General features: G+C 55.6%; 10 protein-coding genes and 1 other annotated feature (1 of these 11 cut by a window edge). Of the genes, 7 read left to right on the top strand and 3 right to left on the bottom strand.

Translation table 11 applies throughout. The features are described 5' to 3' along the window. Positions 1-69: a sequence feature (Trp leader region), on the top strand (it extends 24 nt beyond the left edge of the window). Between the two features lie 36 nt (positions 70-105). Genes AB4K05_RS07645 through trpA form a run of 5 tightly spaced genes read left to right on the top strand, consistent with a single transcriptional unit; the run spans position 106 to position 6637 of the window. Further along, entirely contained in the window at positions 106-1668 is a 1563-nt protein-coding gene (locus tag AB4K05_RS07645) for an anthranilate synthase component 1 (protein WP_368479391.1), read from the top strand. Next, on the top strand, positions 1668-3263 hold the full coding sequence (trpD, locus tag AB4K05_RS07640) for a bifunctional anthranilate synthase glutamate amidotransferase component TrpG/anthranilate phosphoribosyltransferase TrpD (RefSeq protein WP_368479390.1): 1596 nt from the start codon (positions 1668-1670) through the stop codon (positions 3261-3263). The genes AB4K05_RS07645 and trpD overlap by 1 nt, the downstream gene beginning before the upstream one ends. A gap of 3 nt (positions 3264-3266) precedes the next feature. Beyond that, on the top strand, positions 3267-4625 hold the full coding sequence (trpCF, locus tag AB4K05_RS07635) for a bifunctional indole-3-glycerol-phosphate synthase TrpC/phosphoribosylanthranilate isomerase TrpF (protein ID WP_368479389.1): 1359 nt from the start codon (positions 3267-3269) through the stop codon (positions 4623-4625). A gap of 9 nt (positions 4626-4634) precedes the next feature. Further along, the gene (gene trpB, locus AB4K05_RS07630) at positions 4635-5828 is read left to right on the top strand and encodes a tryptophan synthase subunit beta (RefSeq protein ID WP_368479388.1); all 1194 of its coding nucleotides are present in this window, start codon (positions 4635-4637) and stop codon (positions 5826-5828) included. After that, complete coding sequence (trpA, locus tag AB4K05_RS07625) at positions 5828-6637, top strand: tryptophan synthase subunit alpha (protein ID WP_368479387.1); 810 nt, start codon at positions 5828-5830, stop codon at positions 6635-6637. The genes trpB and trpA overlap by 1 nt, the downstream gene beginning before the upstream one ends. A 31-nt stretch (positions 6638-6668) precedes the next feature. On the opposite strand, the gene AB4K05_RS07620 is transcribed toward trpA, so the two are convergent. Continuing rightward, entirely contained in the window at positions 6669-7124 is a 456-nt protein-coding gene (locus AB4K05_RS07620) for a MarR family winged helix-turn-helix transcriptional regulator (RefSeq protein ID WP_368479386.1), read from the bottom strand. 75 nt (positions 7125-7199) lie between these two features. Here AB4K05_RS07620 and AB4K05_RS07615 point away from each other — a divergent pair, with 75 nt between their 5' ends. Continuing rightward, entirely contained in the window at positions 7200-8147 is a 948-nt protein-coding gene (locus AB4K05_RS07615; RefSeq protein ID WP_368479385.1) for a zinc-binding alcohol dehydrogenase family protein, read from the top strand. A 185-nt stretch (positions 8148-8332) separates the two neighbouring features. On the opposite strand, the gene dhaR is transcribed toward AB4K05_RS07615, so the two are convergent. Further along, the gene (dhaR, locus tag AB4K05_RS07610) at positions 8333-10258 is read right to left on the bottom strand and encodes a dihydroxyacetone kinase operon transcriptional regulator DhaR (protein WP_368479384.1); all 1926 of its coding nucleotides are present in this window, start codon (positions 10256-10258) and stop codon (positions 8333-8335) included. A 128-nt stretch (positions 10259-10386) separates the two neighbouring features. After that, positions 10387-11487, bottom strand: a complete 1101-nt coding sequence (locus AB4K05_RS07605) for a glycerol dehydrogenase (RefSeq protein WP_368479383.1) — start codon at positions 11485-11487, stop codon at positions 10387-10389. A gap of 576 nt (positions 11488-12063) precedes the next feature. On the opposite strand from AB4K05_RS07605, the gene dhaK reads away from it, so the two are divergent. Then, a complete protein-coding gene (gene dhaK / locus AB4K05_RS07600; protein ID WP_368479382.1) occupies positions 12064-13134 on the top strand; it encodes a dihydroxyacetone kinase subunit DhaK in 1071 nt (356 codons plus the stop codon). Positions 13135-13138: the final 4 nt, after the last annotated feature.

Here is a 13138-nt window from a genome sequence, read left to right as displayed (position 1 = left end):
TAGGGCGGAGTCATCACGTCTGCGATAAGCAAACAGATACCCAGCCCGCCAATGAGCGGGCTTTTTATTAAGCAAAAAAGATTAAGAAATCAGGCGAGAATAACGATGCAAACACAAAAACCCCTGCTCGAGCTTCTGACCAGTGACGCAATTTACCGTGAGAACCCAACCGCGCTGTTTCACCAGTTGTGCGGTGCGCGCCCGGCAACGCTGCTGCTTGAGTCAGCGGATATCGATAGCAAGAACGATTTAAAAAGCCTGCTGCTGGTTGATAGCGCGCTGCGCATCACCGCATTGGGCGACACGGTCACTATTCAAGCGCTATCTGATAACGGCGCTTCCCTGCTACCGCTGCTTGACGCCGCGCTGCCTTCCGGCGTGGAAAATGAACGCCAGCCAAACTGCCGCATCCTGCATTTCCCGGCGGTCAGCAATCTGCTCGATGAAGATGCGCGTCTGTGCTCTTTGTCGGTATTCGACGCCTTTCGTCTGATGCAAGAACTGGTTGTAGTGCCGCAAGACGAACGCGAAGCCATGTTCTTCGGCGGGCTGTTCGCCTACGACCTGGTCGCAGGTTTTGAAGATTTACCGCAGCTTGAAAGCGATAACGCCTGCCCGGATTACTGCTTCTACCTGGCAGAAACCCTGCTGGTTATCGATCACCAGACCAAAAATACACGCATTCAGGCCAGCCTGTTTACCCCTTCTGAGGCGGAAAAAGATCGTCTGCTGCAGCGCATTGCCGATGTTCGTCAGCAGTTGAACGAGCCGCCAATGGCGCTGCCGGTACGCGAAATCAAAGAGATGCGCTGCGAATGTAATCAGAGCGATGAAGAGTACGGCGATGTGGTGCGCAAAATGCAAAAAGCGATTCGCGCCGGAGAAATTTTCCAAGTGGTGCCATCGCGCCGTTTCTCCCTGCCCTGCCCATCACCGCTGGCGGCTTATGATGTGCTGAAAAAGAGTAATCCAAGCCCCTACATGTTCTTTATGCAGGACAACGATTTCACCCTGTTTGGCGCATCACCAGAGAGTTCACTGAAGTACGATGCCACCAATCGCCAGATTGAAATCTATCCGATTGCCGGTACCCGTCCGCGCGGTCGTCGTGCTGACGGCACTTTGGACCGCGATCTGGACAGCCGCATTGAGCTTGAGATGCGCACCGACCATAAAGAGCTTTCCGAACATTTAATGCTGGTCGATTTGGCTCGTAATGACCTTGCGCGAATCTGCACCGCTGGCAGTCGCTATGTTGCCGACCTGACTAAAGTGGATCGCTACTCCTTCGTGATGCATTTGGTTTCCCGCGTGGTCGGCGAACTGCGTAAAGATCTCGATGTTCTGCACGCCTACCGCGCCTGCATGAACATGGGGACCCTCAGCGGAGCGCCGAAAGTGCGCGCCATGCAGCTTATCGCCGCGGCGGAAGGCAAGCGTCGCGGTAGCTACGGCGGTGCGGTGGGTTATTTCACCGCCCACGGCGACCTAGATACCTGCATCGTTATCCGCTCAGCGTTTGTCGAAAACGGCATTGCCACCGTGCAGGCCGGCGCCGGCGTGGTGCTGGATTCCGTTCCGCAATCTGAAGCCGATGAAACCCGTAATAAAGCTCGTGCCGTTCTGCGCGCCATCGCCACTGCCCATCATGCACAGGAGATTTTCTGATGGCTGACATTCTGCTGCTCGATAATATCGACTCTTTTACCTACAACCTGGCAGATCAGCTGCGCGCTAGTGGACACAATGTGGTGATTTACCGTAACCACGTACCGGCACAGACCTTAATTGAACGCCTGGCAACAATGGATAATCCGGTGCTGATGCTGTCTCCTGGCCCTGGCGCGCCCTCTGAAGCGGGCTGTATGCCTGAACTACTGACCCGTATGCGCGGCAAACTGCCGATTATCGGCATCTGTCTGGGTCATCAGGCGATTGTTGAAGCCTACGGCGGTTACGTGGGTCAGGCGGGCGAAATCCTGCATGGTAAAGCCTCCAGCATTGAGCACGACGGCCAAGCGATGTTCGACGGTTTGAGCAATCCGCTGCCGGTCGCGCGTTATCACTCGCTGGTTGGCAGCAATATTCCGGCCGGTTTAACCATCAATGCTAACTTCAACGGCATGGTGATGGCGGTTCGTCACGATGCGGATCGCGTCTGCGGCTTCCAGTTCCATCCGGAGTCCATTCTCACCACCCAAGGTGCGCGCTTGCTCGAACAAACGCTGGCATGGGCGCTGCAGAAACTCGAGCAGAGCAACACCCTGCAGCCAATTTTGGAAAAACTGTATCAGGCGCAAATCCTGACTCAACAAGAAAGCCACCAGCTATTCTCCGCCGTGGTGCGCGGTGAAGTGAAACCAGAGCAGCTCGCTGCCGCGCTGGTTAGCATGAAAATTCGCGGCGAAAGCCCGAACGAAATTGCCGGTGCCGCAACCGCGCTGTTGGAAAACGCCGCGCCGTTCCCGCGCCCTGACTATCCGTTTGCCGATATCGTCGGCACCGGTGGCGACGGCAGTAACAGCATCAACATCTCCACTGCCAGCGCCTTCGTGGCCGCGGCCTGTGGACTGAAAGTGGCTAAGCACGGCAACCGTAGCGTATCCAGTAAGTCAGGCTCTTCCGACCTGCTGGCGGCGTTCGGCATCAACCTCGATATGAACGCCGACAAATCCCGTCAGGCGCTCGATGAACTGGGCGTATGTTTCCTGTTCGCGCCGAAGTATCACACCGGTTTCCGCCACGCGATGCCAGTTCGCCAACAGCTGAAAACACGCACCTTGTTCAACGTGCTGGGGCCGTTGATTAACCCGGCGCACCCGCCGCTGGCGTTGATTGGCGTGTACAGCCCGGAATTGGTGCTGCCGATTGCCGAAACGCTGCGCGTACTCGGTTACGAACGTGCGGCAGTGGTGCACAGCGGCGGCATGGATGAAGTGTCTTTGCACGCACCAACGGTCGTTGCCGAACTGCACAACGGTGAAATTAAAAGCTATCAGCTGACTGCGGAAGACTTCGGTCTCAAGCCTTATCACCAGGCCGAGCTTGCCGGCGGCACGCCGGAAGAAAACCGTGACATTCTGACGCGCTTATTACAAGGTAAAGGTGAGACCGCGCACGAGTCAGCCGTGGCGGTGAACGTCGCCATGTTAATGCGTCTTTACGGTCACGAAGACCTGAAGGCCAACGTCCAGCAGGTACTTGATGTTCTGCACAGTGGTGCAGCCTACGACCGCGTTACCGCACTAGCGGCAAGAGGATAAGAAATGCAGACCGTATTAGCGAAAATCGTGGCCGACAAAGCGATTTGGGTCGAAGCCCGTAAGCAGCAACAACCGTTAGACTCGTTCCAAAACGACGTGCAGCCCAGCCAGCGCGACTTTTATGGCGCACTGCGCGGCACCCGCACCGCCTTTATTCTGGAGTGCAAAAAAGCCTCTCCATCGAAAGGGGTGATCCGTGACGATTTCGACCCGGCGCGTATTGCCAACGTGTATAAACACTACGCCTCGGCCATTTCAGTTCTGACGGACGAAAAATACTTCCAGGGCAGCTTTGATTTCCTGCCCATCGTCAGCCAGATAGCGCCACAGCCTATCTTGTGCAAAGACTTTATTATTGATGCATACCAGATTTATCTGGCGCGCTTCTACCAGGCTGACGCCTGCCTACTGATGCTGTCGGTGCTTGATGACGAACAGTATCGCCAGCTTGCGGCCGTGGCGCACAGCCTGAATATGGGCGTGCTGACCGAAGTCAGTAACGAAGAAGAACTCGAGCGCGCCATCGCGCTTAAGGCGAAAGTGGTCGGTATCAACAACCGCGACCTGCGCGATCTCTCCATCGACCTTAACCGCACTCGCCAACTGGCGCCGCGTCTGGGGAGCGATGTCACGGTGATCAGCGAGTCCGGCATTAATACTCACGCCCAGGTGCGTGAACTGAGCCACTTTGCCAATGGTTTCCTGATTGGTTCGGCGATGATGTCCCATGACGACCTTAATGCTGCCGTCCGTCGTGTGCTGTTAGGCGAGAACAAAGTTTGTGGGCTCACCCGTGCGCAGGATGCACAGGCCGCTTTTGAAGCCGGTGCGATTTATGGCGGTCTCATTTTCGTCCCTACCTCGCCGCGGGCGGTGAACGTTTCGCAAGCGCGTGAGGTGATTGACGCCGCGCCGCTTAGCTACGTTGGCGTATTCCGCAACGCACCGGTTGCTGAGGTTATCGAACGCGCCACCACGCTGCAGCTTAGCGCCATTCAACTGCACGGCGACGAAGACCAAGCCTATATCAACGACCTGCGTGCAGAACTGCCCGCCAGCGTTCAAATCTGGAAAGCGCTGAGCGTCAGCGACGTCCTGCCACCGCGCAACCTGAGCCACGTCGACAAATATGTGTTAGACAACGGTCAGGGCGGTTCTGGGCAGCGTTTTGACTGGTCATTATTACAAGGTCAGGATCTTAGCAACGTGATTCTGGCCGGTGGGTTAAATGCAGATAACTGCGTAGAAGCCGTCAAAAGCGGCTGCGTCGGACTGGATTTCAATTCGGGCGTAGAGTTACAACCGGGCATAAAAGATGCCAGCAAACTGGCCTCGGCATTTCAAACGCTGCGCGCATATTAAGGAGCAATAATGAGCACTTTACTGAACCCCTATTTTGGTGAATTTGGCGGAATGTACGTTCCACAAATCCTAATGCCTGCCCTGCGCCAGCTTGAAGAAGCTTTCGTCAGTGCGCAAAAGGATCCTGACTTCCAAGCCGAGTTTACCGACCTGCTGAAAAACTACGCCGGTCGCCCTACCGCGCTGACCAAATGCCGTAACCTAACGGCGGGCAGCAAAACCACGCTGTATCTCAAGCGTGAAGATCTGCTGCACGGCGGCGCCCACAAAACCAACCAGGTATTGGGCCAGGCGCTGTTAGCCAAGCGCATGGGTAAAACCGAGATCATCGCCGAAACCGGCGCCGGTCAGCATGGCGTTGCCTCGGCGCTTGCCTGCGCCCTGTTGGGTTTAAAATGCCGTATCTATATGGGCGCGAAAGATATCGAACGTCAGTCACCGAACGTGTTCCGTATGCGTTTGATGGGTGCCGAAGTGATTGCAGTACACAGCGGTTCAGCAACCTTAAAAGATGCCTGTAACGAGGCGCTGCGCGACTGGTCTGGCAGCTACGAAACCGCGCACTATATGCTCGGTACTGCGGCAGGTCCACACCCGTTCCCGACCATCGTGCGTGAATTCCAACGCATGATTGGTGAAGAGACCAAAGCACAAATCCGTGAAAAAGAAGGCCGTCTGCCGGATGCGGTAATTGCCTGCGTCGGCGGCGGTTCTAACGCCATCGGCATGTTCGCTGATTTTATCGATGATACCAGCGTCGGCTTGATTGGCGTTGAACCTGGCGGTCACGGTATCGAAACCGGCGAGCACGGCGCACCGTTGAAACACGGTCGCGTGGGCATCTACTTCGGTATGAAATCGCCAATGATGCAGACCGATGAAGGCCAGATTGAGGAATCTTATTCTGTCTCCGCCGGGCTGGACTTCCCGTCCGTTGGGCCACAGCACGCCTATTTGAACAGCATTGGCCGCGCGGAATACGTGTCGATTACCGATAACGAAGCGCTGGATGCGTTCAAAGAACTCAGCCGCCACGAGGGGATTATCCCGGCGCTGGAGTCTTCGCATGCGCTGGCACACGCTTTAAAAATGATCCGCGAAAACCCGGAAAAAGAGCAACTGCTGGTAGTTAACCTCTCCGGCCGCGGCGACAAAGACATCTTTACAGTACACGATATTCTGAAAGCGCGAGGGGAAATCTGATGGAACGCTATGACAACCTATTTGCCACACTGAAGGCCCGCAAGGAAGGCGCGTTCGTTCCCTTCGTGACCTTGGGCGATCCGAATCCGGGCCAGTCGCTGAAAATTATCGACACCCTGATTGAAGCCGGTGCCGATGCGCTGGAGCTGGGTATTCCGTTCTCCGATCCGCTGGCCGACGGCCCAACAATCCAGAACGCCACCCTGCGCGCATTTGCCGCCGGTGTGACCCCAACGCAATGTTTCGAAATGCTGGCAACCATTCGTCAAAAACACCCGACCATTCCGATTGGCCTGTTGATGTATGCCAACCTGGTGTTCAATCGCGGTATCGATGAGTTTTATGCTGAATGCGCGCGCGTGGGCGTCGATTCCGTGCTAGTCGCCGATGTGCCGGTAGAAGAGTCCGCACCGTTCCGCCAGGCAGCGATGCGTCACAACGTCGCGCCTATCTTTATCTGTCCGCCAAACGCCGATGAAGAGTTGCTTAAGCAGATTGCCCAGCACGGCCACGGTTATACCTACCTGCTGTCTCGTGCAGGCGTGACCGGTACCGAAAGCCGCGCCGCGCTGCCGCTGCATCATCTGGTTGAGAAGCTGGCTGAGTACAACGCCGCGCCGCCACTGCAGGGCTTTGGTATTTCCACGCCCGATCAGGTCAGCGCGACTATCGACGCCGGTGCCGCCGGGGCGATTTCCGGCTCTGCCATTGTGAAAATCATTGAGCGCAATGTGGAAAATCCACAGGCGATGCTCGATGAGCTGTCACAATTTGTGCAGAACATGAAAGCCGCTACCCGTTCAGCATAACCTTCAGGCCGTCTGAGGCTCCTCAGACGGCCTATTTTTGTCGCAAACTGTCTGCGTATTTACGCGTTAAGCGAAATAACGCCTCCACATCCTCCGGCGACCAACCTGCTAGCACCTTATTCATCAGCGTCTGTCTAGCCACCGCAATGGCATTATAAATCTCCCTTCCCCGTTCGCTTAAGGTCACTTCACTGATCCGCCGGTCCTGCGCATTTGGCTGCTTGTGCGCCAACGACTGTGCTTCTAATTTTTTCACCTGACGGCTGACGGTGGTGTAGTCACGCCCCAGATTATCCGCCAGTTCAACCACGCCGATTGGCCCACAGCGACCAATCGCCACCAGCAGTGGAAAAAGGATTTGATCGAGCTGAACGCCCGCCGTTTGCAGCAGTTGGTCGTCACGCGCCGGTTGATTCATTACGCCAATGATATCGAGCAGCGCACCGTGGAATTCAGTGATGTCATAATTATTATGTGCATATTGCATATATTATTGAGCCGTGTATAGTGCCGTTATCTGATATGTGCATTTTACACATAAATTCCTTATGGAGATAATATTATGAAAGCAGCCGTGGTCTTTGACCTCGCTCAGGGGCCGGTCTGGGCCGATTTTACCGACCCACAGCCCAACGAACAGCAGACGCTGGTAAGCGTGCGCGCCGCTGCTATCAGCCACGTGGTGAAAAGCCGCGCCAGCGGTAAACATTACAGCTTTGATGGGCGATTACCGTTTGGCGTCGGCATCGACGGAACCGGAACCTTGCCCAATGGACAACGGGTCTATTTTGCTTTTCCTGAGGCACCGTGGGGCAGCATGGCACAATTTGCCCCGGTCGCATTGCAGCACTGTCTGCCCCTGCCCGATGCCTTAGATGATGTGACCGCTGCTGCCATGGCGAATCCCGGGATGTCGGCATGGGCCGCTTTGGTGAAACGCGCGGCATTTCAAGCCGGCGAAACGGTGTTGATTAACGGCGCGACCGGCACCGCCGGGCAGTTGGCCGTGCAAATTGCACGTCATCTTGGCGCAAAGAAAGTGATTGCCACGGGACGTAACCCGCAGGTGCTGGCATCTTTAGGCGCTGATGCCTGTGTGCTGTTGACGGCGGATGACAATACGATCGGCGAACAATTTGCGGCGCTGGCAAGCCAGCAGATTGATGTGGTCGTCGATTATCTATGGGGACACAGCGCCGAGCTGTTGCTGCCCATCCTCGCCAAACGCAGCCCGGGCCATTCTCCAATTCGCTATGTGCAGGTCGGTTCGCTTGCCGGTGCAGATATCGCGCTTAACGGTGCCGTTTTACGTTCGGCCCCATTACAGCTCATGGGCAGCGGGATCGGTAGCCTGACCATGCCTGAACTTTTGCAGGCCACTGGCGAAATGCTGGCGGCGGCCGCCGTTGGTGGATTTACCCTTGCCACCACTCCCGCGCATTTGCGCGATGTCGCAGCCGCATGGCCGCTGGATAACAGCCAGAAACGAACCGTTTTCCTCGTTGAATAAAAAAAATGCCTTTCACACAAAAGATAGGGTTGATATCTTAGATGAGAACTATTATCTTTCTCATTACCGAATAGTTGAGTAAATCACTCAGGTACTCGGTACGACATTGCTCACATTGCTTCCAGTATTTTTGCCCGCATTCTATGCGGGCTTTTTTTTGAGTCACGCGGCTGATAAAGCAGCGGCTATTCCTGATTCCGCCTTTTAAACTGGCTGACGTCTATCTCAAACTGCTTCAGCTTGCGCCATAGAGTAGTTCGCCCAATATTGAGCAGATGCGACATTTCCTGTACCCGACCATGAGTTACCCGCGCGGCGTGGATAATCGCTTCTTTTTCGATCGCCGAAATGCTCATCCCTGCAGGAAGCACCGCGCTGTTGCTTGCGGTACGAGGATGGTCGTTGAACAGCCAGCCCGGAAGATTGCTCAGCCGAATGTGGCCGTGTTCGCTGCTGATAGCAATATTTTCGATAATACTGTTCAGCTCAAAATCATTCCCTGGCCATGAGTAAGCCACCAGCCGCGCCAGCGCATCGTCATCCACCTTGAGCCGTGAAGAAAAGCGCCGCTCCAGCGTACGTAGCCGATTATGAACCAGCGAAGGAATGCTGTTACGCCGCTCGCGCAGTGGCGGTATGCTAATTTCAAATGAGTGCAGCGCATAATAAAGCTGACGACTAAAACGGTTTTGTTCCACCAGGTTATCGAGATCCATGGTGGTGGTGGCAATCACTTTCACATCCACCGGAATCAGCCGCCGGGCATCGAGACGCGTTACCACGCCTTGCTTAATCACCTGCAGCAGCACCGACTGCAGTTCCGGTGCCAGATACTCGATTTTTTCCAGAAACAGCGTCCCACCGGAGGCCAGTTCGAGGCGGCTTAGACGGCCGTTCTCCTCCTCTGTCGCGCTGCTGCCCATAAAATCGACGCCCAGCGCGTTATCCGCGTACAGCTGGCAGTTCACCGCAATAAACGGCCCTGCCGCTCGTTCGCTTTCATTATGCACAGCCTGGGCGATAAGCTCTTTACCGACCCCTTCTTCGCCACAGATTAAAATGGGGAAACTGCCGCGCGCGGCCTGACGGCCAAAGTGGATCACGCGGCGGGTTTCCGGATCGTCCGCCGACATCTGGGCAAAGGTGTGACTCACTTTGCCCAATTGGCTGGTCATCAGTTGGCGCATCTGCTCAACGGGGTGCAGCAGGAGAATAAAGCTGGTGCCCTGTGCTTCGACAATCGGTTTGAGCGTTACCACAGCATCGATAAACTGGTGCTGGCTTTCGAAGGTCACCTCCGCATGGCTCAGTGGCCTCGCGTGCTTGATGGCGCGGCGCAGTAACGCGGGAAGGGTGACCAAATCATCGAGATTTTTTCCCTGGCTTGCTTGGCCATCGAGGCGAAGCAGGCGCGCGGCTTGCGGATTAATAAACTGCAAAATCCCCTGCTCGTTCCACGCCATCACCCCGTCATCCATACTTTCCAGCAGGCCGTACATCTGGTTAAGGTGGCGATTCGATTCGGCCAGCAGGCTGTCAGTCAGCAACGAATTCCCGACTTCTCGGGCCATCGCCAGCGTCAGCGATAAATCCGCCGCACTCGCCTGCTCGGCAAGACAGCACAGGGCAATGGAGCCAGACAGCCGGCCATGGTTATCAAAGATAGGTGTCGAACAAAACGCCCACGGGAACAGCGCCTGCTTAAAATGCTGCTCTCCCAGCGTTTTAATCGGCTGTCCCACCAGCGAGGCCAGCGACAGCGCGCAGGTGCCGATAATGCTTTCCGCGCAGTAGCTTCCGGGCAGAAAACCAAGCGCGTCAAGCTGCGCAAGCGTGTCCGGGTGGCCGCAGCGCGTGAGAAGGCAGGCGGACTCATCCAGAATAAACAGCGCACAAGGGCGGCCGTCCATATATTCCCATGCGTCTTCCAGCGCGGCCTGGCCGATGGTCAGCAGTGCCGTTTTGCGTCGTCCTATCGACTGAAACGTCAACCCTTGCGCTTGGTGCGGCGTGGTCCAAGTCTCGCGCTGCATCATTTTGCCGCAGCGATGCCAGGAAGGCGCGATAAACGACGACGACGTAGGTTCGACGCGCTGATTCTGCATGGTCATACTCCCTTGGGTGAGTGCCGCGAACGGCAAATCCTAAACGCAACAACCCCCGGCGTCGGGAATAGCCCGCCGGGGGAAAACCACAACACAGGTGGCACGCCGACCGGGTCAACGGTCGGCGGGAAATCTTACTTCGCGGCCAGCCATTCAGCGCCCAATCGATCGGCGGTCAAGATGGCGCCATACACGCTGTCTGGAGTGACCGGGAACGGCATATTGTGAATGGTTTCACCTTCCGCGCAGGTCGCTTTTGCCACCGCAGCGATTTTCGCTTCAATCCCGTCTTTCACGCCCATCTGGGCCAGAGTCACCGGCAGACCAACTTTCTGGCAGAAGCCCAGCACGGTTTCAATTTCTTCTATCGGACTGTTTTGCAGTACCAACTGAGCTAAAGTCCCGAAGGCCACTTTTTCACCGTGATACAAATGGTGGCACTCTTCCAGAATCGTGAAACCGTTATGGATAGCGTGCGCTGCCGCCAAGCCGCTGCTTTCAAAGCCAATGCCGCTTAGGTAGGTATTCGCTTCAATAATTCGCTCCAACGCTATCGTAACCACCCCGGCTTCCGCTGAGCGGCGGGCTTTTTCGCCTTCTGCCAGCAGAGTTTCATAGCACAGACGTGCCAGATTCAGCGCCGCAGCGGTAGACTGACCACCGGCCATGCTGACCGCGTGCGCGTCGTAGCAGGCTTTGGCTTCAAACCACGTTGACAGCGCATCGCCCATCCCGGAAACCAGCAGACGAACCGGCGCTTTGGCAATAATCGCCGTGTCCATCACCACCATATCGGGGTTTTTCGGGTAAATCAGATACTCTTCAAATTCGCCCGATTCGGTATAGATGACCGACAGCGCACTGGTTGGCGCGTCGGTTGAGGCAATGGTCGGGATAATCACTACCGGCAGGTGCTGGTAATAGCCGATGGCTTTCGCCGTATCGAGGGTTTTACCACCGCCGATCCCCACCACGCCTTTGCAGCCTTTTTGTTTCGCGAGCGCACCCAGACGGTTGATTTCCGCGTGGCTGCACTCGCCGTTAAAGCGTTCTGCATGGCAAGAGATACCATTTTCATGCAGGCCGTTAAGCACTTTATCGCCCGCCAGTTTCATCACGAAATCATCGGCAATCACAAAAAAACTGTCCGCTAGATTTTTAGCGTATTGACCGAACAGCGCCGATGCATCAGGACCTTGAAGATATTTTGCTGGAGACTGAATAACTTGTAGCATTCTCTACACCCTCACATTGAACTCGTTTCCATGATGGCGCCGGGCGTTGCTCGCTTCTGCTTATCCTTTCGGAACAAGAAGCATCAGCAGGGCCGGCGCGTTAGACATCACTTTAGAGCGGGTGCGGATCAAAAAAATGCTTTGCTATTTCGTTCCACAACGAAACCGCAGTCCAAAATTTACGTTCCATGATGAAACATTCATTATGGAGGAACATCAGGTTTGCGATCCAGGTCCGGGTCATTCTCACACAATTGTACGCCGTAAAACGCGCTTCCCCGTGGGTTTCCTGCCGTTGTGCGAAAAAAAAAGCGCTACCGTCAAAATGCGCGAACCGACAAATTCGCTATGGCAGTAAAAAAAGCCTGTTCAGGCTCTCATTTTGGCATCTGTCTCGATAATAACGTTTCATTAAGGAACATTTTTAAGCGATCAGGTTTCGACTTGAAACTAAAATAAGTGGGGATTTTCTTTTTTTCGCTGTAGGCCAGAATCAATCTATCGGCGCTCCCATCCGCCGACTCTACGCGGAGCCGCTCTTGGGCGCTCCACATCACATCCAGCGGAGTACACATAATGAAAAAACTGATTAACCGTGTGGAAGAGGTATTAACCGAACAACTGGCAGGGCTGGCAAAAGCGCACCCGTCGCTGAATCTGCATCAAGACCCGGTGTATGTCACCCGTTCCGATGCCCCGGTCGCCGGGAAAGTGGCGCTCCTCTCCGGCGGCGGCAGCGGCCACGAGCCGATGCACTGCGGCTTTATCGGCCACGGCATGCTGAGCGGCGCCTGTCCGGGTGAGATTTTCACCTCGCCAACCCCGGATAAAATGTTTGAATGCGCAATGCAAATTGACGGCGGCGAAGGCGTGCTGCTGATTATTAAGAACTATACCGGTGACATACTGAACTTCGAAACGGCCACCGAGCTGCTGCACGAAAGCGGCATTAAGGTCACGACCGTCGTAGTAGACGATGATGTCGCCGTGAAAGATAGCCTGTACACAGCGGGTCGTCGTGGTGTCGCCAATACCGTACTGATTGAAAAATTGGTCGGCGCGGCGGCGGAACGCGGCGACAGCCTCGATGCCTGCGCTGAGCTTGGCCGTCTGCTCAACAACCAAGGCCATACCCTCGGCATTGCGCTCGGCGCCTGCACGGTGCCGGCAGCAGGCCGGCCGTCGTTTGAACTTAACGATAATGAAATGGAGTTTGGCGTGGGGATCCACGGCGAACCCGGCATCGACCGCCGCCCTTTCACTTCCCTTGATGACACCGTAGATGCCATGTTCGCCACGCTGCAAGAAAATGGCGATTACAGCCGCACGCTGCGTCAGTGGGATACCGTCAACGGCAGTTGGCAGGAAGTAACCCAGAGCAAACGCGCGCTGCAAAAAGGTGACCGCGTTATTGCTATGGTCAATAACCTCGGCGCGACGCCGCTTTCAGAACTGTACGGCGTCTATAACCGTCTTGAAACGCTGTGCGGCGATGCGGGGATCGTTATCGAACGCAACCTGATTGGTTCTTGGTGTACCTCGCTGGATATGTCTGGTTTTTCCATCACCCTGCTGAAAGTAGATGAGGATATCCTCACCTTATGGGATGCCCCGGTTCACACCCCTGCCCTCAATTGGGGTTGCTAAGGAG

The organism is Kluyvera sp. STS39-E (assembly GCF_040932435.1).
In the GTDB taxonomy this organism is placed as follows: Bacteria; Pseudomonadota; Gammaproteobacteria; order Enterobacterales; family Enterobacteriaceae; genus Kluyvera.
The sequence above is the reverse complement of the archived record's forward strand: the minus strand, read 5'-3'. Positions and strand labels throughout refer to the sequence as shown.

Coding starts and splice junctions, on each gene's coding strand:
- AB4K05_RS07645 (WP_368479391.1), top strand. CDS start 106: ATGCAAACACAAAAACCCCTGCTCGAGCTTCTGACCAGTGACGCAATT.
- trpB (WP_368479388.1), top strand. CDS start 4,635: ATGAGCACTTTACTGAACCCCTATTTTGGTGAATTTGGCGGAATGTAC.
- dhaK (WP_368479382.1), top strand. CDS start 12,064: ATGAAAAAACTGATTAACCGTGTGGAAGAGGTATTAACCGAACAACTG.
- trpA (WP_368479387.1), top strand. CDS start 5,828: ATGGAACGCTATGACAACCTATTTGCCACACTGAAGGCCCGCAAGGAA.
- AB4K05_RS07615 (WP_368479385.1), top strand. CDS start 7,200: ATGAAAGCAGCCGTGGTCTTTGACCTCGCTCAGGGGCCGGTCTGGGCC.
- trpCF (WP_368479389.1), top strand. CDS start 3,267: ATGCAGACCGTATTAGCGAAAATCGTGGCCGACAAAGCGATTTGGGTC.
- AB4K05_RS07620 (WP_368479386.1), bottom strand. CDS start 7,124: ATGCAATATGCACATAATAATTATGACATCACTGAATTCCACGGTGCG.
- AB4K05_RS07605 (WP_368479383.1), bottom strand. CDS start 11,487: ATGCTACAAGTTATTCAGTCTCCAGCAAAATATCTTCAAGGTCCTGAT.
- trpD (WP_368479390.1), top strand. CDS start 1,668: ATGGCTGACATTCTGCTGCTCGATAATATCGACTCTTTTACCTACAAC.
- dhaR (WP_368479384.1), bottom strand. CDS start 10,258: ATGACCATGCAGAATCAGCGCGTCGAACCTACGTCGTCGTCGTTTATC.